Genomic DNA, 23,607 nt, shown 5'->3' with positions numbered 1-23,607 from the left:
GCGGGACGACCGCCCGGCCCGCGGGAGTCCCTACAGCGTGATCGACCAGGTGTCAAGGGTGCCGGTGTCGCCCGGCCCGTAGTCCGTGACGCGCAGCTGCCACTTGCCGGCGGCCGGGGAGGACGCGGGGACGCTGAACGTCCGGGTGCCGTTCCACGCCGTGCACGTGCTGCCGCCGCTGTACTTCAGCGCGTAGCCGCGGCCGTTCGGGTCCAGCAGGGTGACGCCGAGGTCTTCGGCGCACGTGTGGCGGATCGTCACCGCGACCGACAGCGGGGTCGCCGCCTGGCCGGTCAAGCCGGACGTGACCGGGCTGAACACCTGCTGGTGGTCGCGGATCGCGTAGTCGGTGTCATTGGTCAGCGTCCGGCCGCCCGGCGCCGGGCCGCTGCCGGTCACCAGGGTGAGCTGCCACTTGGCCAATGCTTCGGCCACCGGCTGGAACAGGGACAGGTCGCCGTCGGACGGGTTGTCCACGCACTGCGACGGGCCGCCGTCGTGCAGGCCGGTCGCCTTGTCGCCGAGCAGCCAGCCGCCGCCGGAGTCACCGCCGAGGGAGCACGCCGTCGTCCAGGTCAGGTCGTCGATGACGAGACCACCGCCGTAGTCGACGGACTTGTGCGTGTACTTCACTTCGCCGCACTGCCAGTGCGAGGTGTTGCCGGAGTGGCAGACGCGGTCGCCGACCATGGCCTCGGCCACGCCGGTCAGGTTGACCGCAGGCTGGCCCCAGGTGTTCACCGACGCCGAGAGGGTCCAGCCCGCCTCCGTCACCGCGACGACGCCCATGTCGCCTTCGCGGGCGTTGACGCTGTGGGTGCCGCCGACGTTCGACGTCCCGATCTTGTTCTGCCGGCCCGAAGCGCCGTACGCGGCTTGGTCGCGGTCGTTCGTGCAGTGGCCGGCGGTGAGGAAGTGCCTGGCACCGCCGGAATCCGTCACCGGGAAGCCGACCGAGCAGTTGCTCTCGCTGCCCGGCCACCACGGATTGCCGGTCTGGATCGTGCCCGACTGCTGGCGCGGCGATGTCGAGGTCTCGGTGATCCGGACGCCCGTCCGGTCGACGTCGACGCCGACCTCGTTGCCGCGGACGTCGACGCCCCAGCCGTAGACCCCCGGCCCGCCCGTCCCGACCAGCGCCCGGACGGCCGCGTCGGTGCGGTCCAGGTCGGCCCGGCTCCGGGCGACGACCTGCGCCGCAGCACCCGCCGCACGCGCCTGACCAGCGGCTTCTTCGGTCGTGACGGCGACGGTCAGCCGGCCGGTGGCCGCGTCGAACCATTGCCCGGCGGCGGCCGCGCGGACCGCTTCGGGCAAAGTCGCGGCCAGCCGGTGCGCCCGGTCCTGCGCGGCGAGCTGGGCCCGAGCCTGGTCGGTGGACAACCCGAACGCGGCGGCGACGCCCGCCACCTCGGCGTCGGGGTGATCCGGTGCCGCTTCGGCGGGTGCGACACCCAGTCCCAGCGCGGCCAATGCGGCCACGCCGGCGACGGAAACGAGTCTGCGCATCGGTTTCTCCTCGGATCGGCGAGTGGAGTGCGCAGACGGTAAGCCGCCGGAAAGCCGGATTTGAAGATCCGCAAGTACTTAACAGTTAACTGGCCAGTCCCATTCGAAGCCGTAGCGGCCCGGCCCGAAGTTCAACGCGACCCCGTGCACCGCAGCGGATTCCGGCACGACTTCGGCGCATTCGCCGGGCTCGGCGAACCGGCGGCACACGGCCGGCACCGCCTCCGGGGAGAACCGGATTTCGAGCACGTATTCGCGGACCGGCAACCGGAACTTGCGTTCGTAGTTCGTCGCGACCGGGTGCGGCGCGCGATTCACGAGCGCGTGCTCGGTGAGCACCGTTTCGCCGCGCAGCAACGGCCTGCCGAAGAGCAGTTCGACGACGAGGAGGCCGTCCTCCGGCCGGTGCACGCTGCGGCCCGCGCGGCAGCCGCGCAGCGAACGCAGCTCCGGCAGCGGCCGGTCGTGCTCGTCGAGGTGCAGGATCACCACCCAGCGATCCGGGCCGTCGGCCTCGGCGCGCAGCACCTGCCGCGACCGGATCTCCAGCTCCTCCCGGCCCGGGCCGACGAGGACGACGTCGTGCTGGCTCAGCCGGGTCAGCCGCTCGTCCCAGCGGGTGTCCACATCGGACACCGCGGCGTCGATGCGCCGGCCGTCCGGCCAGAACCGGCCGATCTCCGCGGGCACGGCCCGGCGCACCCGCGGCGGCCCGAGCAACGCGACGAGCGAGCCGGCCGGCACCTCGAGGACGGCTTCCAGCTGACGCAGCCCGCGCACCGAATCCCGGCGCTCGGGCCGGCTGCGGCCGGACTGCCAGTAGCTCAAGGTCGCCGTCGTCACCGTGACCCCGCGGGCCCGCAGGTGCTCGCGCAGCCGGTCGAGGCTCAGCCCGCGGGCACGGATGGCCGCGCGCAGGGCGGCGTCGAACGGGCCCTCGCGCAGCAACGTCCCGAGGTCCGGCGACGGCACGGCCACCCGGTGATCTTAAGCGGCGCGCAGCCGGGCGAACCGCGCTAACAGTTAAGAATCAGACGAACCGGCGGCGACCGGCGAGCGCGCCGAACACCACCTGGACCACGAGCAGGCCGAGCAGCATCGCCAGCGGGACGGTCCAGCCGGCCGCGAGGTCGTGCAGCAGGCCGAAGAGGAACGGCCCGAGCGCGGCGAACAGGTAGCCGAAGCCCTGCGCCATCCCGGACAGCCGGGCGGTGTCGGCGCCGGTCCGCGCGCGCAGCGCGATCACGGTCAGGGCCAGCGAGAACACGCTCATGCCGAGCCCGACCAGGATGCTCCACAGCAGCGGCGACCACGACGGCGCGAGCATCAGCCCGGTCGTCCCGGCGAAGCCGAACACGCCGAGGCCCACGATCCACGGACCCTGGCCGCCGCGGGCGCGGGCCGCCATCGGCGCGATGAAGAGGCTGATCGGCACGGCGATCAGCGAGACCAGGCCGAACAGCAGACCGGCCTGGTCGCGGGACACGCCCGCGTCCATCAGCACCTGCGGGAACCAGCCCATGGCCGCGTAGGCATAGAAGGCCTGCAGGCCGAAGAACACGGTGACGATCCAGGCCAGCCGGTTGCGCAGCAGCGAGCGGCCACCGGCGGCGTCGGCGGCGGGCCGCGGCGCCCGGCCGGTGCCGCGGGCTGCGAGAATCCACGCCAGCAGCGCCACGACGGCCACGACCGCCCAGCTCCCCAGGGCCGGGCGCCAGCCGCCGAACGCGTCGCCGAGCTGCGGGGTCACCGCCGACCCGAGGGCGCCGCCGCCCTGCAGGGCCGCGGTGTAGACGCCGGTCATGACGCCGATGCGGGCCGGGAAGGAGTCCTTGATGACGACCGGGATGAGCACGTTGATCAGGGCGATCCCGGCGGTGGCGACGAGCGTCCCGCCGAGCACGACGGCCGGGCCGTCGACCACGCGCAGCACGAGCCCGGCGCCGAGCGCGGTCAACGCGATCGCGATGGCGGCGCCGATGCCGGCCCGGCGCGCGAGCAGCGGGGCGGCCAGCCCGGCGCCGGCGAAGCAGAGTGTCGGCAACGTCGTGAGCACACCCGCCCAGACCCCGGACGTCCCCAGGTCCGCACGCATCTCGGCGAGCATGGGCCCGACGCCGGTGATGGCCGGGCGCAGGTTGAGGGCGGTGAGCACCACCGCGACCGCGAGCAGCGCGCCGGCGGCGACCACGCCCGGCGTCCGGACCTCCACGGCGCCGTCCAGTTCGAGTTCACGGTTTTCGACGCGCATGACCGCTACTATCGCATACGTAGGATGATTGGATGAAGGGATGACTCCTGTGCCTCTGGCCACCACCCGGCGGACCGGCCTGGTCGACCAGGTCATCGAGCAGCTGCGGACCGCGGTCGCGCAGGGCGACTGGCCCCTCGGCACGCGCATCCCCACCGAGGTCGAGCTGGGCGAACAGCTCGGCGTCGGGCGCAACACCGTCCGCGAAGCCGTGCGCGCGCTCGCCCACACAGGTCTGCTCGAAGTGCGCCAGGGCGACGGCACCTACGTGCGCGCGACCAGCGAAGTGTCCGGGGCGATCCGCCGCCTCTGCGGTGACGAGCTGCGCGAGGTCCTGCAGGTCCGGCGCACGCTCGAAGCCGAAGGCGCGCGGCTGGCCGCGCTCTCGCGCACCGACGAAGACATCGCGGAGCTGCGGTCGCTGCTGGCCCGCCGCGAGGTCGAGCTCCACGAACGGCGTTGGGAGGACTTCGCGCACACTGACGCCGAGTTCCACATGGCGGTCGTCCACGCGAGCCACAACGGGCTGCTCACCGAGCTCTACCGCGGGCTGACGGAGGTCATCACAGCGAGCGTCGCGGCGACGTCGAGCATCACGCCGGGTGTCGACCACGTGCCCGAAATCGGCCACGAGGGTCTCGCCGACGCCATCGCCGAGCGCGATCCGGACCGGGCCGCGGCCGAGGCCTGCGGGTTCCTGGACGAGCTCCTGGAGCGCGTCGAACGGGCCTGACCAGCAATTTCCTTCGAGATGGCAGCACTTCTGACCCTTAAGGGTGCCAATTCAGGGTTGTGGTGGTGCCACCGTGGCGCCATAGTTGTGCCATGGACCTGACACCACTCGTGGACAGCCTCCGCCGCGAATTCGCGGTAGCCGCCGAGGCGGCCGGCGAGGACGCTGTCGCCCTGGCCGAACGGCTGGCCTCGCCGCTGGAAGCCGCCATCCGGCTGACCCTGCTCGACACCCTCTCGGCCGCGGCCGACGAGATCACCCGCGACCTCGCGCCCGGCTCCGTCGAAGTCCGCCTTCGCCGCCGGGACGCCGAGTTCGCCGTCACGCTACCGCCGTCACCGGCTGCCGAGCCGACGGCCCCGGAGCCCGTCGCGCCGCCGCCGGAAACCGACGACGGCGCCGTCTCCCGGATCAACCTGCGGCTGCCCGAACAGCTGAAGCAGCGGGTCGAGGAGGCGGCGAGCCGCGAGCGGCTCTCCACCAACGCCTGGCTCGTCCGGGCCGCGACCAGCGCGCTCGGTGCCGACCGCGGCCGCCCCACCCAGCGCCGGTCGGTCTTCGGCGAGAAGTACACCGGCTGGGTTCAGTAACCCCCATTCGCTTTTTCCTTCACGTCTCCGACCTGCGGAGACGCCACCCGAGCACCCCAGGAGGGCGCAGCCATGCCCGTTTTCCCCACCCCCGAGCCGATCACGGCGACCATCGACCTCAGCGTCGCGGACGTCCGGATCGTCGCCGGCGACCGGGCGGAGACGACCGTCGAGGTCACCCCGGCCGACCCCGGCGACAGCGAGGACGTCAAGGCCGTCGCGAAGACCCGCGTCGAGTTCGCCGGCGGTGAGCTGCTGGTCAAGGGCCCCAAGTACGTCACCAAGCTCTGGGGCAAGAGCGGTGCCCTGCACGTCACCGTCGAGCTGCCGGCCGGTTCGCAGATCACCGGCACCGCCGCGATGGGCGACTTCCGCGTCACCGGCCGGGTCGGCACCAGCCGTTTCAAGACGTCCGTCGGCGACATCCACCTGGACGAAGCCGCGCGGCTCGAGGCGAGCACGGCGACCGGCGACGTCACCATCGACCGCGCCACCGGGCACGCCGAGGTCGGCACCGGCTCCGGCGAGCTGCGGATCCGCGAGATCGACGGCACCGCCGTGCTGAAGAACTCCAACGGCGAGACCCGCGTCGGCGAAGTGACCGGCGACCTGCGGGTGAGCGTGGCCAACGGCGACATCCTCGTCGACCTCGCCCACGCCGGTGTGCACGCCAAGACCGCCTCCGGCGACATCCGGCTCGGCGAGGTCATCCGCGACCGGGTCGTGCTGGAGACCGCCGTCGGCGAGATCGAGGTCGGCATCCGCGAAGGCAGTGCCGCCTGGCTCGAGCTGAACTCGCTGACCGGCTCGGTGCGCAACACGCTCAACGCCGCCGACGGCCCCGGCGCCAACGCCGAGACCGTCGAGGTCAAGGCCCACACCTACACCGGCGACATCGTCATCCGCCGGGCCTGAGACTCCACGAGAAAAGGGGAAATTCCATGCCAGACGCCATCGTGGCCGAGGGACTGGTCAAGAAGTACGGGAAGGTCGCCGCGCTCGACGGCATGACCTTGTCGGTACCCGAAGGCACCGTGCTCGGCGTGCTCGGGCCGAACGGCGCCGGGAAGACCACCACCGTCCAGATCCTCACGACCCTGCAGAAGCCGGATGCGGGCCACGCGACGGTCGCCGGGTTCGACGTCGTGAAGGACGCGCCCGAGCTGCGTTCGCACATCGGCGCGTCGGGGCAGTACGCCGCCGTCGACCCCGAGCTGACCGGGGCCGAGAACCTCGAGATGGTCGGCAGGCTCTACCACCTGGGGACCAAGCGGGCCAAGGCACGCGGCCGGGAGCTGCTGGCCCGGTTCAGCCTGGCCGACGCCGCCGACCGCCCGGTCAAGGGCTACTCCGGCGGCATGCGGCGCCGGCTCGACCTGGCCGGCGCGCTGGTCGCGAACCCGCCGGTGCTGTTCCTCGACGAGCCCACCACCGGGCTCGACCCGCGGGCCCGCACCGAGCTGTGGGACGTCATCACCGAGCTGGTCGCGAACGGCACCACGCTGCTGCTCACCACCCAATACCTGGAAGAGGCCGACCGGCTGGCCGACAGCATCGCCGTCGTCGACCACGGGCGCGTGATCGCCCGCGGCACCGCCGACGAGCTCAAGGACCTCGTCGGCGGCGAGCGGATCGAGCTGACCGTCGGCACGCACGACGACGTCGTCGTCGCGCAGCGGGCACTGGCCCGGCTGGCCAGCGGCGAGCCGAAGGCCGAGGGCTTCCGGCTCACCGTGCCCGTGTCCCACGGCGCGAAAGCGCTTACCGAAGCGCTGGCACTGCTGGCCGTCGACGGTGTCGACGTCCGCGACGTCGGCGTCCGCCGCCCCACCCTCGACGACGTTTTCCTGTCCCTCACCGGTCACGAGGTGGCCGAAACCGCGAAGGAGGCCGTGTGATGAACGCGGTGCAGATGGCCGTGACCGACGGTGTGACGGTCGCCAAGCGCAACTCGATCAAGATCTTCCGGTCGCTGGACCTGCTCGGATCCCTCGTCTTCACGCCGGTGATGTTCGTGCTGCTCTTCGGGTACGTGTTCGGCAGCGTGATCGACATCCCCGGCCTGTCCTACCGCGAGTTCATGCTGCCGGGGATCTTCACGCTCGCGGTGGCGATGGGCGGCATCGTCACCGGCTACGGGCTGACCGACGACCTGCAGAAGGGCATCATCGACCGGTTCCGCTCGCTGCCGATGTCACCGGCCGCGGTGCTGATCGGGCGGACCACCGCCGACCTCATCCTCAGCACGGCGAGCCTGCTCATCATGGGCCTGGTCGGCCTGCTGGTCGGCTGGCGCATCCACACGGGCGTGCTCGAGGCGCTGGGCGGGATCGTCCTGCTGCTGGCGTTCTCCTACGCGCTGTCGTGGGTGATGGGCGCGCTGGGCCTGGCCGTGCGCAAGCCCGAGGTGTTCAACAACGTGTCGATGGTGGTCGTCTTCCCGCTGACGTTCCTGGCCAACACGTTCGTCGACAGCGGCCGGCTGCCCGGCCCGCTGCGGGCGATCGCGGACTGGAACCCGGTCTCGGCGGTCACCCAGGCAGCGCGGGAACTGTTCGGCAACACGAGCGAGGCGCTCCCGCCGCGTGACGTCTGGCCGATGCAGCACGCGCTCCTGGCGTCGGTGCTGTGGATCGTGCTGCTGCTGGTGATCTTCGTGCCGCTTTCGGTGCGCTGCTACAAGAAGGCCACCAGCCACTGAGCTACGGCAGGGTGAGGATCTCGCTGCCGTCGGCCGTCACCACGAGGGTGTGCTCGAACTGGGCCGTCCACTTCTTGTCCTTCGTGGTGACGGTCCAGTCGTCGGCCCAGATGTCGTAGTCGATGGTGCCCAGCGTGATCATCGGCTCGATCGTGAAGGTCATGCCCTCCTCGATGATCGTGTCGACGGAGGGCTCTTCGTAGTGCAGGACCGTCGGGGGCGTGTGGAACGCCGGGCCGACGCCGTGGCCGGTGAAGTCGCGGACCACGCCGTAGCCGAAGCGCTTGGCGTAGGACTCGATCACCCGGCCGATCACGTTGAGCTGACGGCCCGGCCGGACCGCCTTGATCGCCCGCATGGTCGCCTCGCGGGTGCGCTCCACCAGCAGGCGGGCCTCCTCGGAGACGTCGCCGGCCAGGAACGTCGCGTTCGTGTCGCCGTGGACGCCGCCGATGTAGGCGGTGACGTCGATGTTGCAGATGTCACCGTCCTCGATCACCGTCGAGTCCGGGATGCCGTGGCAGATCACCTCGTTGAGCGAGGTGCAGCACGACTTCGGGAACCGGCGGTAGCCCAGCGTCGAGGGGTAGGCGTGGTGGTCGAGCAGGAACTCGTGCACCACCTTGTCGATGTCGTCCGTGGTGGCGCCCGGCTTGACCGCCTTGCCGCCCTCTTCCAGGGCCTGCGCCGCGATCCGGCTCGCGACCCGCATCGCCTCGATCACCTCGGGCGTGCGCACGCCGCTGCCGGTGTCCCGCTTCGGCGCCGGCTTGTCCACGTACTCGGGACGGGCGATGGAACTGGGGACGTCACGGCGGGGCGTCTGGACGCCGGGAACCAGCGGGGCACGAACGGACATGCCCCCACTTTACGACGGTCCGTTCAGCCGATCCCCGCCAGGAACCGGTGTGCGGCCTGGACCGCCGGTTTCGACGACCCGGCCTCGGTGAGCAGCACGGCGAACGCCAGGTCGCCGCGGTAGCCGACGAACCAGCCGTGCGACTGCGAGCCGTCGCCGAACTGGGCGGTGCCGGTCTTGCCGGCGACGTCGGGCAGGTCCCGCAGCCCGGTCGCGGTGCCGTTGGTGACGACCTCGCGCATCATCTCGCGCAGCGCGTCGAGCACGTCCTGGGAAGGCGCGTCGCCGACGTTCTTCGTGGTCGCGGGCATGCCCTTCACGATCGACGGCGTCGGCACCTTCCCCGCCTGGACGGTGGCCGCGGCCAGCGCCAGGCCGAACGGGCTGGTCACCACCGTGCCCTGGCCGAAGCCGTTTTCCGCGCGTTGGACGGCCGAGTCGCTGGGCGGGACGGCGCCGGTGACCGTGGTCAGGCCGGGGACCACGAAGTCCGCGCCGATGCCGAACGAGCGGGCGGTGTCGGTGAGCGCCGAGGACGGCAGCCCGGCGGCGAGCCGGGCGAAGGTCGTGTTGCACGAGCGCGCGAACGCCGTCTTCAGCGGGACGCGCCCGAGGTCGAACCGGCCTTCGTTCGGGATCACGCGGTTTTCGACCGTCGTCGTGCCGGGGCAGTCGACGGCGCTGCCGGCCTCGACGTCACCCGCCGAGAGCGCGGCCGCCGCCGTGACGATCTTGAACGTCGACCCCGGCGGGAAGCGCCCGGCCAGGGCCAGCGAGCCTTCGTCGTTCGCGGCGTCGTTCTGCGCGACGGCGAGGATGTCCCCGGTCGACGGCTGGATCGCCACCAGCGCGGCGGGGTACTGCTCGGTGTCCAGGGCCTTCTCGGCGGCGGCCTGGACCTTCGAGCTGAGCGTGCTGGTGACCGCGGGCGAGGGGCGCGGCGGCTCGGCCTTCAGCTCGGAGACCTCGCCGCCGGTGACGTCCCGGGTGACGATCCGCCAGCCGGCCGCCCCGGCCAGCTGCTGCTCGACCAGCGCGCGGATGCCGGGCAGGACCTGCTGCCCGGACCCGCGCGTGACCGGCAGCAGCCGTTCCTGGCTGGCGAACCGGACGCCGGGCAGGTCGTAGATCACCGGCTTGACGCGCTGGTAGTCCCCGGCGCGCAGGGTGATCACCGAGTAGGCGTCCCCGGGCTTGGTCTTGCTCATGCCGTCCAGCACCGAGCGTCCGGTGACCGACGGCTCGTAGCGGTGCAGCGCCTTCGCGAGCGAGCCCGCGACGGCGCTCGCGTTGCCCGTCTTCTGCGGGTCGACGACCACGCCGATGACGGTCTGCGGGCGCATCAGCGGCACGCCGTCGCGGTCGAGGACCGGCGCGGTCTCGGGCAGCTGCGGCAGCAGGCCGAGCGTCTGGCCGACGGCCAGCTGCGGGTGCACGACCGTCGGCTGCCAGTGCACCTGCCAGCCGTTCTCGGCCGCGCGCAGCTGGGCGTCGGCGCGGTAGGTCCAGGTGCGGCCCTGGGCGAGGTGCCAGGTGAGCTGGTAGCTCGCCGTGACGGTGTCGCCGTTCGCCGGCTCCTTCACCTCTTCGTCGTCGACGTCGAGGGCCTCGGGTTCGAGCACGCCGCGGACCTGGGTAAGCACGGTCGTGGCCGCGTCGGGCGAGTCGGTGTTCGCGGCGGCGGCGGCGACGTCGCCGGCCGCGACGGCGTCGAGGAAGGCGGACAGGGCGTCCTCGGGACCGTCGCCCGAGCACCCGGCCGTGGTCGCGGCGAGGAGCAGCAGCAGCGCCGCGATGGCACGGTGTCGACGTGCGCTCATGGCCGGATGATGCCTGGTCAGCGGCCTGCGGCGGGCTCGAAACACCGCCACGGAAGAGTGGTTAGAACAGCACCGTCGCGTACTGGCCGACCTGCTTGAAGCCGATCTTGCGGTAGGCGGCGAGGGCGGGGCTGTTGAAGGCGTTGACGTACAGGCTGGCGGTGCGGCCCAAGCCGCGGACGAGCCGGTTGACGACCGCGGCGGTGCCCGCGGTGCCGAGGCCGTCGCCGCGGCGGTCGGGGTGCACCCAGACGCCCTGGATCTGCCCGACGGTCGCCGACATGGCGCCGATCTCGGCCTTGAAGACGACTTCGCCGTTCTCGAAGCGGGCGAAGGCGCGCCCGGCGCCGATGAGCTCGGTGACGCGGGCGCGGTAGCTGGCGCCGCCGTCGCCGCTGCGCGGGTCGACGCCGACCTCCTCGATGAACATCGCGACGGCCGCGGGCAGGTAGCGCTCGAGCTCGTCCGGCCGGACCGGGCGGACCAGCGGGTCGGCCTTCACCAGCGGCTGCGTGTCGAGCGCCATGAGCGGCTGGTCGTCCCGGACCTCGCGGGCCGGGCCCCACTCGCCTTCGAGCTCGTCCCACAGGCCGAGGACCTGCTCGGCCGGGCCGACGAGCGAAGAGCAGGTGCGCTGACGGCGGAGGGCGCGGTCGGCGAAGGAGCGCAACGCGGGGGCGTTGCCCCGCAGCGGGATGAGGTTGGGCCCGGAAAAGCACAGCCCTTGGAGCCGCCCGGCGCGAACCGGCCGGCTGTCGGCGGCCCAGAGCTCGCCACCGAGCCGCCACGGGTCGAGGCCCGCGGCCTCGACCCGGGCGCTGACCATGCAGCTGCCCACCGGGTCGGCGGCGAGCGCGGCACGGACCGCCGGATAGTCCCGATCATCGAGCAGCCGTGCACCTGCAAGCCGCAACACGGGCTCCAGGGTGCCAGATCCGGCCGGTAAACGGAACGCGAGGCCGTCGACACGGTGAGATGAACGGCCCGGTTCGGGCTCCGGGGGCAGAATCGGGCGTATGCAGCGTTATACGTACAAGGTCGTCGAGGTCCGGGAGAAGATGATCGGCGGGAAGATGTCGGGCGGCAAGCTGGAGAAGCTGCTGAACGACCACGCCGAGGACGGGTGGCAGCTGAAGGCGATCACGTCGGCGGAGGTCAAGGGCCGGGTCGGGCCCGGCGGGGTCGACGGGCTGCTGGTGACGTTCGAGAAGCCGGTGGCCTGAGATGACGTGAATGACTCATTCATGTCGTCCGGCGACCTGAATGAGTCATTCACGTCGTTCAGGGCGCGCCGCGGTAGGTGCCGATCGTCCAGGAGTTGCCTTCGGGGTCGCGGAGGCTGAAGGTGTGCGAGCCGTACTCGGTGTCGGTCAGCGCGGCCGTGATCTCCGCACCGGCCGCCCGCACGCGGTCGTGGATCTCGTCCACCTTGTCCGACACCACGTACACCGCGCCGGTGCCGGGCTTCATCGCGTCGTGGACGCCGTCCGGCCCGCGGACGCTGCCCAGCATCACCGCGCCGCCCTCGGGCCAGCGCAGCTCGGCGTGCGCGATCAAGTCGCCTTCGGACACGACCAGCGTCTCGGTGAAGCCGAGCACGTCGACGAGGAAACGGACCGCCGCCGGGGCGTCGTCGTAGCGGAGAGCGGGCCACACGTTCGGTTCAGGAGTCATGCCCGGGAGTCTTGCCCCGCCGCCACCTCCTCGTCTTGGAGGAACGGGAGCTCCTCGGCGATCCACGTCCCCGGCGTGCACCCCGCCAGCGCGCGCCACTCGTTGCTCAGGTGAGCCTGGTCGTAGTAGCCGCACTCGACGGCCAGCCCCGCCAGGTCCGTGCACCCCTGACGCAGCAGCCGGCCGGCCCGCTCGAACCGCAGGACCCGCGCCACCTGCTTCGGCGCCAGGCCCAGCTCCGCCCGGAACCTCTCCCCCAGGTGGCGACGGCTCCAGCCGACCTCGCCCGCCAGGTCCGTGACGCGCACCTGCCCGTCCGCACCCCGCATCCGGCGCCACGCCTCCCCCAGCTCGGGCGGCGGCGCCACCGGTTCGACGGCCCGGGCGGCCAGGACGTCGTCGAGCAGCGCGAACCGCTCGGGCCACGGCAGCTCCCGCAGCCGATCCGGCAACGAGCCCAGGCCGAACTCCGCCAGGTCGACGACTTCGCCGCTCAGCTCCGCCGCCGTGACGCCGAACAGCGTGCGCACGCCCAGCGGGTCCAGCTCCAGCTGCAGGCCCTCCTGCACGCGGTCCTGCCGGATCAGCACCGCGCTCGTGTGCAGGCCGCCGACCAGCGCCTGCAGGCTGTACCCGGCCATCCGCACCGGCCCGGCAAGGCTGATGACGAGCGTCACATGCCGGGACGGCAGCCCGCGGTGGACCGGCAGCGTCACCTCGCTCTGCGCGTACCCGACATAGCGCGTGACCAGGGGCCGCACCACCGGGTGCGGCTGGTGGATGGCCCAGGTCACGCTCACGAATGCCAGCGTAAACGTCACCACCGACAGTTCCGTTTCTGCTAACACGGAGGGGCGACCGCAGGAGCGGAAGGAACCCCGATGACGATCCAGGAGCAGGCGCAGCAGCTGGAGCTGCTCGCCGACCAGGTGCCCACCGGCATCGCGCTCGCCACCAAGAGCGACCTCGAAGACCTGCAGGCGCAGGTGCTCGGCCTGCTCGGGGAGACGTCGACCGCGACGGCGATCCAGGGCGCGATCCAGCTCGCGTCCCAGCAGATCGACGAGGTCGCCGCCGCGCTGGAGAACGTCCGGCTGCAGATCCGCGATGCCGCCCAGCACCACCTGCAGGGCTGAAGACGCGCTGAAGCCCTCCTCATCTTCGCGGTGAGGAGGGCTTCAGCGGAAGAACTCAGCCGGCGGTGACGACCGGCGCGCCCTCGCCGAGGGTGTCGCCCGCCTCTTCGGCGATGCGCATGGCCTCTTCGATGAGCGTCTCGACGATCGCGTGCTCGGGCACGGTCTTGATGACCTCGCCCTTCACGAAGATCTGGCCCTTGCCGTTGCCCGACGCGACACCCAGGTCGGCCTCGCGGGCCTCGCCCGGACCGTTCACGACGCAGCCCATGACGGCCACGCGCAGCGGGATCTCCATGCCCTCGAGCCCGGCGGTGACCTGCTCGGCCAGCGTGTAGACGTCCACCTGCGCGCGCCCGCACGACGGGCACGACACGATCTCCAGCTTGCGCTGCTTGAGGTTCAGCGACTGCAGGATCTGGATGCCGACCTTGACCTCTTCGACCGGCGGCGCGGAAAGCGAGACGCGGATCGTGTCGCCGATGCCCTGACGCAGCAGCGCGCCGAACGCGACGGCCGACTTGATCGTGCCCTGGAACGCCGGGCCCGCCTCGGTGACGCCGAGGTGCAGCGGGTAGTCGCACTGCTCGGCGAGGAGCTCGTACGCGCGCACCATGACCACCGGGTCGTTGTGCTTCACGGAGATCTTGATGTCGTGGAAGTCGTGCTCGGCGAACAGCGACGCCTCCCACAGCGCCGACTCGGCCAGTGCTTCCGGCGTCGCCTTGCCGTACTTGTCCATGATCCGCTTGTCCAGCGAACCCGCGTTGACGCCGATCCGGATCGGCGTGCCGTGGTCCTTCGCGGCCTGCGCGATCTCCTTGACCTGGTCGTCGAACTTCCGGATGTTGCCCGGGTTCACGCGCACCGCCGCGCAGCCGGCCTCGATCGCCGCGAAGACGTACTTCGGCTGGAAGTGGATGTCGGCGATGACCGGGATCTGCGACTTGCGCGCGATCGCCGGCAGCGCCTCGGCGTCGTCGGCCGACGGGCACGCCACGCGGACGATGTCGCAGCCCGCGGCGGTCAGCTCGGCGATCTGCTGCAGGGTCGCGTTGACGTCGGAGGTGAGCGTCGTCGTCATCGACTGGACGGAGATCGGGAAGTCGCTGCCGACGCCGACCGGGCCCACGTGGAGCTGGCGGGTCTTGCGGCGCTCGGAGAGGACGGGCGGGGGCAGGGCTGGCATACCGAGTGCGACGGTCACGGCTTCCAGCGTACCTACCCCGACCGGGCCACCTTCACCATGTCAACCGTCACGGTGAGCAGCATTACGGCCCGTGTGCCGGGTCACGGAGGGGCCGGAACCCCTCCGTGGCCGGCCGCTACTGCAGGCGGATCGGGTTGACGATGTCCGCGGTCACCGTGAGTAGCGTGACCGCGCCGCCGATGAGCACCAGCACCATCGTGATCCCGGACAGCTTCGTGTAGTCCACCGGACCGCCGGCCGCCTTGCCGCGCAGGCCGCGGATCCAGTCGCGGACGCGCTCGTACCAGACCACCGCGATGTGCCCGCCGTCCAGCGGCAGCAGCGGCAGCAGGTTGAACACGCCGATGAAGAAGTTCAGGCTGGCCAGCAGGAAGAAGAACAGCACCCAGATGCCCTGTTCGACGGCCTCGCCGCCGATCCGGCTCGCGCCGACGACGCTGACCGGGGTGTTCGGGTCGCGCTCGCCGCCGAAGATCGCGGTGACAACGGCCGGGATGCGCTCGGGGAACTCGACGAGCCGCTGGGCGGTCTCGGCGAACATCGTGCCGGTGAAGCTGAACGTGGCGCCGACGGCGGCGACCGGGCCGTACTGCGTGGTCAGCGCGGGCGGCTGCGCCGAGGCGCCGATCATGCCGACCGTCTTGACCCCGGTGCTCGTCCAGCGCTGCACCTTCGGCACGTCGACGGTCAGGTCCAGCGTCTGGCCGTTCCGCAGCACCTGGAACGCCGTCGGGCCGCTGGTGGCCTGGACGGCGGCGAGCATCTCGTCCCAGGTCGCGACCGGCTTGCCGCCGACCGAAAGGACCTTGTCGCCGACCTGCAGGCCCGCGGTCTTCGCCGGCGTCGGCGCGCCCGGCGGGCAGCTGGTGTCCTTGGCCTGCTCCTCGGTCGTCGTCGACCGGGCGCAGGAGGTCGCGGCCAGCACCGGCTCGGTCTGCGTCGGGGCCAGGTTGGGCAGGCCCATCGTGACGGCCATCAGGTAGAGCACGACGAAGCCGAGGATGAAGTGGGTGATCGACCCGGCCGACATCACGACGGTGCGCTTCCAGGTCTTGAACCGCCACATCGCGCGCGGCGACTCCTCCGGCGTGACCTCGTCGAGCGCGGTCATGCCGGCGATGTCGCAGAACCCGCCGAGGGGGATCCACTTGAGGCCGTATTCGGTCTCCCCGCGGCGCCACGAGAACACCGTGGGCCCGAAGCCCACGAAGTAGCGGCGGACCTTCATGCCGAAGGCCTTGGCGGTGACCATGTGGCCGGCCTCGTGCAGTGCGACGGAGACGCAGATCCCCAGCGCGAAGAGCACCACACCGATGATGTAGGCGAGCACCCGCTACTTCCCCTCGATGATCGAACCGGCCCGCGCGCGAGCCCAGCGCTCGGCGGCGAGAACGTCTTCGACGTCGCGCGGTTCGCGACGCCACTCGTCGGCGGCTCCCACCACCTCGGAAACAGTGTCCACTATCGACGTGAAGCCGGTGTTCTGCGCCAGGAACGCCGCGACGAGCTCCTCGTTCGCGGCGTTGTAGACGGCGGGCAGGCAGCCGCCCACCGTGCCGCAGTGCCGGGCGAGCTCGACAGCCGGGAAGGCCTCGTCGTCCAGCGGCTCGAACGTCCAGGTCGCGGCCTTGTCCCAGGTGCAGGCGGAGGCGGCGCCGGGCACGCGGTCGGGCCAGTGCAGCGCGAGCGCGATCGGCAGGCGCATGTCGGGCGGGCTGGCCTGGGCGATCGTCGAGCCGTCGGTGAAGGTCACCATCGAGTGCACGATCGACTGCGGGTGCACGGTGACGTCGATCCTGTCGGGCGCGATGCCGAACAGCAGCGCCGCCTCGATCAGCTCCAGGCCCTTGTTGACGAGGGTCGACGAGTTGATCGTGATCAGCGGGCCCATCGACCAGGTCGGGTGCGCCATGGCCTGCTCGACGGTGACGTCGGCCAGCTCGGCGCGCTTGCGGCCGCGGAACGGGCCGCCGGAAGCGGTGAGGACGAGCCGGGCGACTTCGTTTTCTTTCCCGGCCCGGAGAGCCTGCGCGATGGCGGAGTGTTCGGAGTCGACGGGCACGAGCTGCCCGGGCTTCGCGGCGGCGAGCACGAGCGGCCCGCCGGCGATGAGCGACTCCTTGTTCGCGAGCGCGAGGGTGGCGCCGGTGGCGAGGGCTTTGAGCGTCGGCTCGAGGCCGCGGGAGCCGGGCAGGGCGTTGAGGACGGTGTCGACCGGCACCGCGTCGATCAGTTCGGTGACGGCGTCGGAGCCCGCGAAGAGGCGCGGGAGCTTGAACTCACCTCGGGCGTAGCCGCGCTTTTGCGCCTCGGCGTACAGCGCGAGCTGCACGTCTTCGGCGGCGGTGGCCTTGGTCACGGCGACGGCCTCGACCCCGTGGGCGAGCGCCTGCGCGGCGAGGGCGGCGGGATCGGCACCGCCCGCCGCGATGCCGGCCACCCGGAAGAGGTGCGGGTTGCGCGCGGCGACGTCCAGGGCCTGCACGCCGATGGACCCGGTGGAGCCGAGCACGAGAACGCTTCGCGAGGTAGTCATCGCGGGTCATTGTCGCGCGGGGCGTCTCCGCGGCGCACCCGGAGGTGTGGGATCATCGGCGCGTCCGTGGTTCATGGGTCTTGAGGAGTTCATCGTGGCAGGCAAGGCGGTCGAGAAGCGGCGTCCCGAGGTCGACCCGCGCGACGAGCCGTCGGCGGCCTGGGGCTGGCACGGCTCGTTCCCGAAGGCCACCCGGATCGCCGGCTGGGTCAGCGCGGTCATCCTGCTCGTGATGATCAAGGGCAACCACGAGAACAACACCGAGAACGTGTGGCTCGTCGGCCTGGCGCTGTTCCTGGTCCTGCTGCTGGTCCTCGACATCCGCAAGCAGCGCACGGCCTGGCGCAAGTAGTTCGTCATTCGCTAACGTCCCCGGCATGAAGCTGCGCTGGGGTCTGGCTCTCGTCGGTGTTCTGGGTGCGCTGCTGGTCGCACCGGCTTCGGCCTCCGCCGCTTCGGCGCCGGTGGTCCGGTGCGAGTTCACGCCGACGCCCGACAACCCCGCGGCGCGGCCGGTGGTCCGTCCGCTGCCGTTCGCCTTGACGCGCGGGACGGTCGACGTGACGTTCCGCTTCAACTACGGGCCGGTGACGGTGCGGCTGAACCGCGCCGGGGCGGCTCCGTGCGCGGTCCACAACATGGTTTCGCTGATCCTGCAGCGGTTCTACGACCGTTCGCAGTGCTGGCGCCTGTCGAACTCGTCCCGGCTCGGGGTGCTCCAGTGCGGGGACATCTACGAGGTCGAAAAGGGCGGGCCGGGGTACAAGTTCCCCGATGAGGTCACCGGGGCGGAGACGTATCCGCGCGGGACCGTCGCGATGGGGAACCAGGGGCCGGGGACCAACGGGTCCGAGTTCTTCATCGTGCATTCGTTCGCGAACATCCCGGCGAACTATTCGGTGCTGGGTCGCGTGGTGCGCGGCATGGAGGCGCTCGACCACATGGTGGCGGACGGGATCATCCCGACCGACCCGAACGGGCCGTTGGACGGGGCCCCGGCGCATCCGGTGAAGATCAAGCGCGCGTCCGTCGGCTGGTAGCAGCGGGGCCGTAGTCGCCCTTTCGTCACGTCCAGGTAGCCGCTACCAGCCCGAACGTCCGAAACGTCACCCCAACGAGTGAATGCTCTCTGCGCCCGTTTACATTGAGCCAGCTGTGAGCAGCCTGTGAGGGGGACTCGATGATCACACACGAGCAATACCTGGCGACCCGAAGATTCGGCGCCCTCGACGGGGTCCGGGCCATCGCCGCCGTGCTCGTCGTCGTCTTCCACTACGGGGGACCCAACTGGGTGCGTGCCAACGGCTGGATCGGCGTGCACCTCTTCTTCGTCCTCTCCGGGTTCCTGATCACCACCCTCGCCCTGCGCGAAGAGGCCCGCAACGGCCGCGTCTCGCTGGCCTAGTTCTACATCCGGCGGGCGTTCCGGATCCTGCCCGTCTACTACGTCGTCATCGGCGTGGTCGTCGTCTTCGCGTACTTCCGGGGCATGGGGCTGCGGCACAGCGGCATCGTCGACGCGCTGCCGTGGAACCTCACCTTCCTCGGCGAGTACCACCAGATGGCCCTCTTCGGCCAAGCCTGGACGCTCGGCGTCGAGCAGAAGTTCTACCTCGTCTGGCCGCTGCTCGCGTTCGGCGTCGGCGCGCTCGGGTTCGTCAAGCGGCTGAGCCTCTCCCTCGGGCTCGTCGCCCTCATGCTCGCGCTGATCCCCTTCATGCCCTACGCCGGCGCGTACTCGCCGATCCTCATCGGCTGCACGCTGGCGATCGTCCTGCACCACCGCAAGGGCTTCGCCGCGCTGCGCGTGTTCACCCACCCCGCCGTCGGCCTGGTGGTCGCCGCCGCGCTGGTGGCGGTCCAGACCATGTTCGGCGAGATCGCCGCGCTGCTGAACGACGAGGGCGGCTCGATCACCGGCACCCTCTACATCGTGCTCGCGGCGCTGCTGGTGCCGTCGCTGGTCGCCGGCGGCGGGCCGCTGGCCCGGGTGCTGGCGCTGCGGCCGATGCGGTTCATCGGCGAGCGGTCGTACTCGCTGTACCTGATGCAGGGCGTCGTCGCGGTGGCGCTCGCGGGCGCGATCCCGCAGTTCGCCCCGCACCGGACGCTGACCGCGGTCGCCGTGACGATCGTCGGGCTGCTCGCCGCCGACCTGCTCTACCGCTGGGTCGAGGTCCCGATGATCGACGTCGGCCGCCGCATCATCGCGCGGCGCCGGGCGAAGAAGACGGTGCCGGCGGCCGAGGTGGCCGAACCGGAGCTGGTCACGGCCTGACGGCGGCCAGCGCGTCCTCGATGATCGCCACCAGTAGCGCGCTGGGGTGGGGCTCGGCCAGAACCAGGGCCAGCGCCTCGGCCAGGGGACGCGCCGCCGCGGGTGCGGGGAAGGCCGGCACCAGCTCGGCGTGCCGCCGGAAGTTCTGCCACTGGCGCATCGCGAGAGTGCGTTCCAGGCCCACGACCAGGCCCGCCGCCACATCGGGGAGCCCGCCATCGCGCAGCTCGGCGACCTTGTCCGGGGTCTGCAGGGTGCGGCTGTGCACGATTTCGTCGAAGGGCGTCCAGGGTGGCGCGTCCGAGGCGGAGGACGTCTTGGGCCGCGCGACGCCGAAGCAGGCGATGACCCGGTCGAAGTCCGGAGTCAGGAACACCTCGAATAAGTAGCCGCCCCGCGCGCGGTCGTCGATATGCGCCCGCGCGAGCAGCTCGCCGGAGTACGCGCCCAGCGCGCGCAAGGCCGCCTCGAAGCCGATCGAGCACTGGCCGGCCCGGCGGCTGGTGTACTCCCGGCGGCCGTAGCGCGACCGCGTGCTCGATGCCGGCTGGGCCTCTTCCCAGACGTCGGCCGGAATGCCCGCCGCCATTGCCTCGCGGGCCAGGGCGCACGCCGGGGTGCCGGCCTCGGCCAGCAGCTCGCCGAGGGCGTGCTCACGAGCCATTCCGCCCCCTGGAAAGGAAAGCCGGGTGCCGCGCAGATGCGGCACCCGGCTCCGAAACTACCGTCAGCGCTCGACGGACGGCGACACCAATTCGCTCGGCCCGCCGCTCGACTCGCCCGCCACGGCGGCCAGTTCCTCGCCCACCGACTCGCCGCCCGACGAGCGAGCGTCCTTCGTCAGCAGCGACGCCACCGCGCCGATCAGGCACACCGCGATCGCGAAACCGAACGCCACCGCCAGACCCGACTGGAACGGCCCCGAAATCAAGTTCGGGAAGAAGCTGCGGCCGGTCAGGAACGACGCCTGGTCCGGCGGCAGCGACGCCAGCTGGCCGCCCAGCAGCTGCTGGATCGGGTTGTAGCCCAGGAACGCCGCGAACAGCACCGCCACCGCCGGGAGGTTCGCCACCTGGGCCGCCGCCCCTTCGGGGACGCCGTGGGCGACCAGGCCGTCGTGCATCGTCGACGGGAGGCTGCTGGACAGGCCTGAGATGATCAGGCTGAAGAAGAAGCCGATCGACAGGACCATCGCCGCGTTCTGGAACGTCGTCATCATGCCCGCGCCGGAGCCGCGCGAGTCCGCCGGGAGGCTGTTCATCACCTCGGCGCGGTTGGGCGAGGAGAACATGCCCATGCCGATGCCGTTGATCAGCAGGATCGCGGCGAACGCCCAGTAGTCGAAGTTCACCGGCAGGATGATCAGCAGCAGGAACGTCACGGCCGTGATGAACAGGCCGCTGGAGGCCAGCAGGCGGCTGCCGATGCGGTCGGCGAGGATGCCCGACGTCGGCGCGGCCACCAGGAACCCGACCGTCATCGGGAGCATGTAGATGCCCGCCCACAGCGGCGTCTGCTCGAACGTGTAGCCGTGCTGCGGCAGCCAGATGCCCTGCAGCCAGATGATCAGGATGAACTGCAGGCCACCGCGGCCCAGCGACGCCGTCAGGTTCGCGATGTTGCCCCAGGTGAACGAGCGGATCCGGAACAGCGACAGCCGGAACAGCGGGTTGTCGACCCTGGTCTCGATGACCACGAACGCGACCAGCACGGCGACGCCGCCGATCAGGCAGCTGAGCACCATCGGGCTGGTCCAGCCGGTCTGCGACGTGCCGTAGGGCTGGATGCCGTAGGTGATGCCGACCAGCACCGCGATCAGGCCGACGGCGAAGGTGATGTTGCCCCACCAGTCCATCCGCGCGTGCTTGCGGACGCCGGTGTCGTGCAGCTTGAGGTACGCCCAGATCGTGCCGATCACGCCGAACGGCACCGACACGAGGAAGATCAGGTTCCAGTCGACCGGGGCGAGCACGCCGCCGACGACCAGGCCGAGGAACGAGCCGGCGATGGCCGCGACGCCGTTCATGCCGAGCGCGAGGCCGCGCTGGTTGGCCGGGAAGGCGTCGGTGAGGATGGCCGAGGAGTTCGCCATCAGGAAGGCGCCGCCGACGCCCTGCACGATCCGCCAGCCGATCAGCCACAACGCGGCCGCGTCGCCGTCGAACCAGGTCACGGCCAGCATGATGGAAGAAACGGTGAAGACGGCGAAGCCGAGGTTGTACATCCTCGCGCGGCCGTACATGTCGCCGAGCCGGCCGAAGCTCACCACCAGCACGGCGGTGACCACGAGGAAGCCCATGATCATCCACAGCAGGTAGCTCGTGTTGGCCGGTTCGAGGGGGTTGATGCCGATGCCCTTGAAGATGTCGGGCAGCGCGATCAGCACGATCGAGGAGTTGATCGTGGCGATCAGCATGCCCAGCGTCGTGTTGGACAGCGCGATCCACTTGTACCGCGGCCCCAGTTCCGCGATCGAATACGTCCGGCGTTCCGCCACTGTGCAACCCTTCTGCTCGCAAAGTCCCTTAGCTAGGCTAAGCAAGTTGCTTGCGTATGGCAACCAAGTCCGCGAATCGCCTGCGAGAGCATGATCACACCCGCCTGACTGTCCTTTGTGGAGTCTTTACCTGGCCGGGCGGCCGCCGGATGTTGTGAATGACTCATTCATGTCGCCGGACGACGTGAATGAGTCATTCACTACGTCCGGCCCAGGACCGGGCCGGGTGCGAGAGGCGGGCGGCGGGCTGTGGACAACTCGGCCGCTCGGGCCGGGAATTGTCGGTGCCCTCCGGTAACGTTGAAATCGGGGGTCCCCCTAGCGGCTGGGCAAAGTCATGCCGCCGCCGGGAAGGTCAACGGACCAGCCGGCCGAGCAGCTCGATACCCTCCTCGATCTCCGTCGCCGTCCGCGCCGCGTAGCCCAGCACCAGCCCCGGCGGCCCGGGTAGCTGCCGGTGCCACGACAACGGCTGGACCTTCACCCCCTCCTCGAGCGCAGCGGCCGCCAAAGCGACGTCGTCCAGACCCGCGGAGAACGTGATCGTCAGGTGCAGTCCCGCCGCCGCGCCGTGGACCACCGCCGAGGGCAGTTCCGAAGCAACCGAGCGGATCATCGCGTCGCGACGACGGCGGTGCCGCGCCCGGACCACCCGCAGCTGACGCTCCAGCTCGCCGGTCTCCATCAGCCGCGCCAGGACCAGCTGGGCCAGCACCGGGTTGCCCAGGTCCGCGAACCGCTTCGCCGCCACCAGATCGTCGAAGAACCGCGGCGGCGCCAGCAGCCAGCCCACTCGCAACGCCGGCGCCAGCAGCTTCGAAACGCTCCCCGTGTAACACACCTCCGGCACCATCGACCGGACCGCGGGCACCGGCGCGCGGTCGTAGCGGTGCTCCGCGTCGTAGTCGTCCTCCACCACGACGCCGCCCGCGGCCACCCAGCGCATCAGCGCCCGGCGCCGCTCGCCGCCGAGGACCACGCCCATCGGGAACTGGTGCGCCGGCGTCAGCAGCACCGCCGGGGACCGCAGGGCGTCGACGCGCAAGCCGTCCTCGTCCACCGGGACCGGCGGGGTCGCCAGGCCGCAGTGGTGCAGGTGCTGGCGCGCGCCCAGCGAAGACGGGTCCTCCACCGCGATCTCGGTCAGACCGTGCTGCCGCAGCACCTCCCCCACCAGCGTCAACGCCTGCGCGACCCCGGCCACCACGATGATCTCGCCCGGGTCGACGCGGATGCCGCGGCTGCGCGCCAGCCAGTGCGACACCGCCAGCCGCATCGCCGGGGCGCCGCGGGGGTCGCCGTAGCCGAAGTGAGCCGGCTCGAGCTCGTCCAGGACCGCGCGTTCGGCCCGCAGCCACGCCGCGCGCGGGAACGCCGTCAGGTCCGGCACGCCCGGGGTCAGGTCGATCCGGGCCGGGGTCGCGCGGACCGCGTCGAAGACCTCGACGCCCGGCATCGGCGTGATCACCTTCGCCGGCGTCCGCGCGGGTGCGGGGTCCGGCGGGAGGACGGGCGCGGCGACGACGACCGTGCCCGCGCGGCCTCGGCCCGCCGCGTGCCCGTCGTCGATCAGCCGCTGGTAGGCCTCGGTGACCACCCCGCGCGACACGCGCAGCTCGGCCGCCAGCACCCGGGACGCGGGCAGCCGGCCGCCGACCGGGAGCCGGCCGTCGGCGACGGCGGCGCGCAGCTGCCCTGCGAGCCAGTCCGCGAGCCCGCCTGGCGGCGCTTCGCGGACGTCGAGCTGGAGGAAGTCCGACCCTATGGACCCCTCCGGCTGCGGGGTTTTGGCTCTGTCCATCGAGCCATTGTC

At 71.4% G+C, this 23,607-nt stretch carries 23 protein-coding genes and 1 pseudogene; 10 read left to right on the top strand and 14 right to left on the bottom strand.

What is annotated here, in order from left to right; translation table 11 throughout:
* Nucleotides 1-30 precede the first annotated feature (30 nt).
* From ACERZO_RS37955 to ACERZO_RS37945, 3 genes are all read right to left on the bottom strand, one after another.
* The gene (locus ACERZO_RS37955; RefSeq protein ID WP_372670766.1) at nt 31-1,509 is read right to left on the bottom strand and encodes a proprotein convertase P-domain-containing protein; all 1,479 of its coding nucleotides are present in this window, start codon (nt 1,507-1,509) and stop codon (nt 31-33) included.
* A gap of 78 nt (nt 1,510-1,587) precedes the next feature.
* Entirely contained in the window at nt 1,588-2,487 is a 900-nt protein-coding gene (locus ACERZO_RS37950) for an XRE family transcriptional regulator (RefSeq protein ID WP_372670764.1), read from the bottom strand.
* A 52-nt stretch (nt 2,488-2,539) separates the two neighbouring features.
* Nucleotides 2,540-3,760: an MFS transporter gene (locus tag ACERZO_RS37945; protein WP_372670762.1), complete on the bottom strand. Its 1,221-nt coding sequence runs from the start codon at nt 3,758-3,760 to the stop codon at nt 2,540-2,542.
* A gap of 49 nt (nt 3,761-3,809) precedes the next feature.
* Between ACERZO_RS37945 and ACERZO_RS37940 the strand changes: the two genes are divergently transcribed.
* The 5 genes from ACERZO_RS37940 to ACERZO_RS37920 all read left to right on the top strand — a co-directional run bounded on the left by ACERZO_RS37940 (nt 3,810) and on the right by ACERZO_RS37920 (nt 7,784).
* Nucleotides 3,810-4,493: a FadR/GntR family transcriptional regulator gene (locus tag ACERZO_RS37940; RefSeq protein WP_372670907.1), complete on the top strand. Its 684-nt coding sequence runs from the start codon at nt 3,810-3,812 to the stop codon at nt 4,491-4,493.
* A gap of 92 nt (nt 4,494-4,585) precedes the next feature.
* On the top strand, nt 4,586-5,083 hold the full coding sequence (locus ACERZO_RS37935) for a hypothetical protein (protein WP_372670760.1): 498 nt from the start codon (nt 4,586-4,588) through the stop codon (nt 5,081-5,083).
* A gap of 72 nt (nt 5,084-5,155) precedes the next feature.
* Entirely contained in the window at nt 5,156-5,998 is an 843-nt protein-coding gene (locus ACERZO_RS37930) for a DUF4097 family beta strand repeat-containing protein (RefSeq protein WP_372670758.1), read from the top strand.
* Between the two features lie 26 nt (nt 5,999-6,024).
* Nucleotides 6,025-6,981, top strand: a complete 957-nt coding sequence (locus ACERZO_RS37925) for an ATP-binding cassette domain-containing protein (RefSeq protein ID WP_372670757.1) — start codon at nt 6,025-6,027, stop codon at nt 6,979-6,981.
* Nucleotides 6,981-7,784 carry an ABC transporter permease gene (locus ACERZO_RS37920; RefSeq protein ID WP_372670755.1) on the top strand — a complete coding sequence of 268 codons (804 nt, stop codon included), beginning with the start codon at nt 6,981-6,983 and terminating at the stop codon, nt 7,782-7,784. Before ACERZO_RS37925 ends, ACERZO_RS37920 begins: the two co-directional genes overlap by 1 nt.
* 1 nt (nt 7,785) lies before the next feature.
* Here ACERZO_RS37920 and map read toward each other — a convergent pair whose 3' ends face one another.
* From map to ACERZO_RS37905, 3 genes are all read right to left on the bottom strand, one after another.
* Nucleotides 7,786-8,643 (bottom strand): type I methionyl aminopeptidase, encoded by an 858-nt coding sequence (gene map / locus ACERZO_RS37915; protein WP_372670753.1) that lies wholly within the window; start codon nt 8,641-8,643, stop codon nt 7,786-7,788.
* 23 nt (nt 8,644-8,666) lie between these two features.
* Nucleotides 8,667-10,463: a penicillin-binding transpeptidase domain-containing protein gene (locus tag ACERZO_RS37910; RefSeq protein WP_372670752.1), complete on the bottom strand. Its 1,797-nt coding sequence runs from the start codon at nt 10,461-10,463 to the stop codon at nt 8,667-8,669.
* Between the two features lie 61 nt (nt 10,464-10,524).
* Nucleotides 10,525-11,379 (bottom strand): GNAT family N-acetyltransferase, encoded by an 855-nt coding sequence (locus ACERZO_RS37905; protein WP_372670750.1) that lies wholly within the window; start codon nt 11,377-11,379, stop codon nt 10,525-10,527.
* A 100-nt stretch (nt 11,380-11,479) separates the two neighbouring features.
* Here ACERZO_RS37905 and ACERZO_RS37900 point away from each other — a divergent pair, with 100 nt between their 5' ends.
* Nucleotides 11,480-11,686, top strand: coding sequence for a DUF4177 domain-containing protein (locus ACERZO_RS37900; RefSeq protein WP_372670748.1), 207 nt, complete (start codon nt 11,480-11,482; stop codon nt 11,684-11,686).
* 58 nt (nt 11,687-11,744) lie between these two features.
* Here the strand turns inward: ACERZO_RS37900 and ACERZO_RS37895 are convergent, their stop codons facing one another.
* Nucleotides 11,745-12,137 (bottom strand): VOC family protein, encoded by a 393-nt coding sequence (locus tag ACERZO_RS37895; RefSeq protein ID WP_372670746.1) that lies wholly within the window; start codon nt 12,135-12,137, stop codon nt 11,745-11,747.
* Nucleotides 12,134-12,937: a helix-turn-helix domain-containing protein gene (locus ACERZO_RS37890; RefSeq protein ID WP_372670745.1), complete on the bottom strand. Its 804-nt coding sequence runs from the start codon at nt 12,935-12,937 to the stop codon at nt 12,134-12,136. Before ACERZO_RS37890 ends, ACERZO_RS37895 begins: the two co-directional genes overlap by 4 nt.
* 81 nt (nt 12,938-13,018) lie before the next feature.
* On the opposite strand from ACERZO_RS37890, the gene ACERZO_RS37885 reads away from it, so the two are divergent.
* Complete coding sequence (locus ACERZO_RS37885) at nt 13,019-13,273, top strand: hypothetical protein (RefSeq protein ID WP_003057586.1); 255 nt, start codon at nt 13,019-13,021, stop codon at nt 13,271-13,273.
* A gap of 55 nt (nt 13,274-13,328) precedes the next feature.
* On the opposite strand, the gene ispG is transcribed toward ACERZO_RS37885, so the two are convergent.
* The 3 genes from ispG to dxr all read right to left on the bottom strand — a co-directional run bounded on the left by ispG (nt 13,329) and on the right by dxr (nt 17,019).
* Nucleotides 13,329-14,480 carry a flavodoxin-dependent (E)-4-hydroxy-3-methylbut-2-enyl-diphosphate synthase gene (gene ispG / locus ACERZO_RS37880; protein WP_372670742.1) on the bottom strand — a complete coding sequence of 384 codons (1,152 nt, stop codon included), beginning with the start codon at nt 14,478-14,480 and terminating at the stop codon, nt 13,329-13,331.
* A 118-nt stretch (nt 14,481-14,598) separates the two neighbouring features.
* Complete coding sequence (locus ACERZO_RS37875; protein ID WP_372670741.1) at nt 14,599-15,813, bottom strand: M50 family metallopeptidase; 1,215 nt, start codon at nt 15,811-15,813, stop codon at nt 14,599-14,601.
* Between the two features lie 3 nt (nt 15,814-15,816).
* A complete protein-coding gene (gene dxr, locus ACERZO_RS37870) occupies nt 15,817-17,019 on the bottom strand; it encodes a 1-deoxy-D-xylulose-5-phosphate reductoisomerase (protein WP_372670739.1) in 1,203 nt (400 codons plus the stop codon).
* A gap of 94 nt (nt 17,020-17,113) precedes the next feature.
* Here dxr and ACERZO_RS37865 point away from each other — a divergent pair, with 94 nt between their 5' ends.
* The 3 genes and pseudogenes from ACERZO_RS37865 to ACERZO_RS37855 all read left to right on the top strand — a co-directional run bounded on the left by ACERZO_RS37865 (nt 17,114) and on the right by ACERZO_RS37855 (nt 19,297).
* The gene (locus ACERZO_RS37865) at nt 17,114-17,371 is read left to right on the top strand and encodes a DUF2631 domain-containing protein (RefSeq protein WP_372670737.1); all 258 of its coding nucleotides are present in this window, start codon (nt 17,114-17,116) and stop codon (nt 17,369-17,371) included.
* A gap of 25 nt (nt 17,372-17,396) precedes the next feature.
* Nucleotides 17,397-18,059 (top strand): peptidylprolyl isomerase, encoded by a 663-nt coding sequence (locus ACERZO_RS37860; protein WP_372670736.1) that lies wholly within the window; start codon nt 17,397-17,399, stop codon nt 18,057-18,059.
* 140 nt (nt 18,060-18,199) lie between these two features.
* A pseudogene (locus tag ACERZO_RS37855) lies at nt 18,200-19,297 on the top strand (acyltransferase family protein).
* On the opposite strand, the gene ACERZO_RS37850 reads toward ACERZO_RS37855, so the two are convergent.
* The 3 genes from ACERZO_RS37850 to pdxR all read right to left on the bottom strand — a co-directional run bounded on the left by ACERZO_RS37850 (nt 19,287) and on the right by pdxR (nt 23,595).
* Nucleotides 19,287-19,961, bottom strand: coding sequence for a hypothetical protein (locus ACERZO_RS37850; RefSeq protein ID WP_372670734.1), 675 nt, complete (start codon nt 19,959-19,961; stop codon nt 19,287-19,289). The pseudogene ACERZO_RS37855 and the gene ACERZO_RS37850 overlap by 11 nt on opposite strands.
* 63 nt (nt 19,962-20,024) lie before the next feature.
* Nucleotides 20,025-21,794, bottom strand: coding sequence for an MFS transporter (locus ACERZO_RS37845; RefSeq protein ID WP_372670732.1), 1,770 nt, complete (start codon nt 21,792-21,794; stop codon nt 20,025-20,027).
* Nucleotides 21,795-22,149: 355 nt separating this feature from the next.
* The gene (pdxR, locus tag ACERZO_RS37840) at nt 22,150-23,595 is read right to left on the bottom strand and encodes a MocR-like pyridoxine biosynthesis transcription factor PdxR (RefSeq protein WP_372670731.1); all 1,446 of its coding nucleotides are present in this window, start codon (nt 23,593-23,595) and stop codon (nt 22,150-22,152) included.
* Nucleotides 23,596-23,607: the final 12 nt, after the last annotated feature.

Origin of the sequence: Amycolatopsis kentuckyensis (assembly GCF_041679295.1) — a bacterium.
Taxonomy (GTDB): Bacteria; Actinomycetota; Actinomycetes; order Mycobacteriales; family Pseudonocardiaceae; genus Amycolatopsis; species Amycolatopsis kentuckyensis_A.
The sequence above is the reverse complement of the archived record's forward strand: the minus strand, read 5'-3'. Positions and strand labels throughout refer to the sequence as shown.

What these genes read in the sequence shown, in the direction of transcription:
- ACERZO_RS37955 (WP_372670766.1), bottom strand. Translation starts at nt 1,509, where the DNA reads ATGCGCAGACTCGTTTCCGTCGCCGGCGTGGCCGCATTGGCCGCGCTG.
- ACERZO_RS37945 (WP_372670762.1), bottom strand. Translation starts at nt 3,760, where the DNA reads ATGCGCGTCGAAAACCGTGAACTCGAACTGGACGGCGCCGTGGAGGTC.
- ACERZO_RS37935 (WP_372670760.1), top strand. Translation starts at nt 4,586, where the DNA reads ATGGACCTGACACCACTCGTGGACAGCCTCCGCCGCGAATTCGCGGTA.
- ACERZO_RS37930 (WP_372670758.1), top strand. Translation starts at nt 5,156, where the DNA reads ATGCCCGTTTTCCCCACCCCCGAGCCGATCACGGCGACCATCGACCTC.
- ACERZO_RS37925 (WP_372670757.1), top strand. Translation starts at nt 6,025, where the DNA reads ATGCCAGACGCCATCGTGGCCGAGGGACTGGTCAAGAAGTACGGGAAG.
- ACERZO_RS37920 (WP_372670755.1), top strand. Translation starts at nt 6,981, where the DNA reads ATGAACGCGGTGCAGATGGCCGTGACCGACGGTGTGACGGTCGCCAAG.
- map (WP_372670753.1), bottom strand. Translation starts at nt 8,643, where the DNA reads ATGTCCGTTCGTGCCCCGCTGGTTCCCGGCGTCCAGACGCCCCGCCGT.
- ACERZO_RS37910 (WP_372670752.1), bottom strand. Translation starts at nt 10,463, where the DNA reads ATGAGCGCACGTCGACACCGTGCCATCGCGGCGCTGCTGCTGCTCCTC.
- ACERZO_RS37900 (WP_372670748.1), top strand. Translation starts at nt 11,480, where the DNA reads ATGCAGCGTTATACGTACAAGGTCGTCGAGGTCCGGGAGAAGATGATC.
- ACERZO_RS37895 (WP_372670746.1), bottom strand. Translation starts at nt 12,137, where the DNA reads ATGACTCCTGAACCGAACGTGTGGCCCGCTCTCCGCTACGACGACGCC.
- ACERZO_RS37885 (WP_003057586.1), top strand. Translation starts at nt 13,019, where the DNA reads ATGACGATCCAGGAGCAGGCGCAGCAGCTGGAGCTGCTCGCCGACCAG.
- dxr (WP_372670739.1), bottom strand. Translation starts at nt 17,019, where the DNA reads ATGACTACCTCGCGAAGCGTTCTCGTGCTCGGCTCCACCGGGTCCATC.
- ACERZO_RS37860 (WP_372670736.1), top strand. Translation starts at nt 17,397, where the DNA reads ATGAAGCTGCGCTGGGGTCTGGCTCTCGTCGGTGTTCTGGGTGCGCTG.
- ACERZO_RS37850 (WP_372670734.1), bottom strand. Translation starts at nt 19,961, where the DNA reads ATGGCTCGTGAGCACGCCCTCGGCGAGCTGCTGGCCGAGGCCGGCACC.
- pdxR (WP_372670731.1), bottom strand. Translation starts at nt 23,595, where the DNA reads ATGGACAGAGCCAAAACCCCGCAGCCGGAGGGGTCCATAGGGTCGGAC.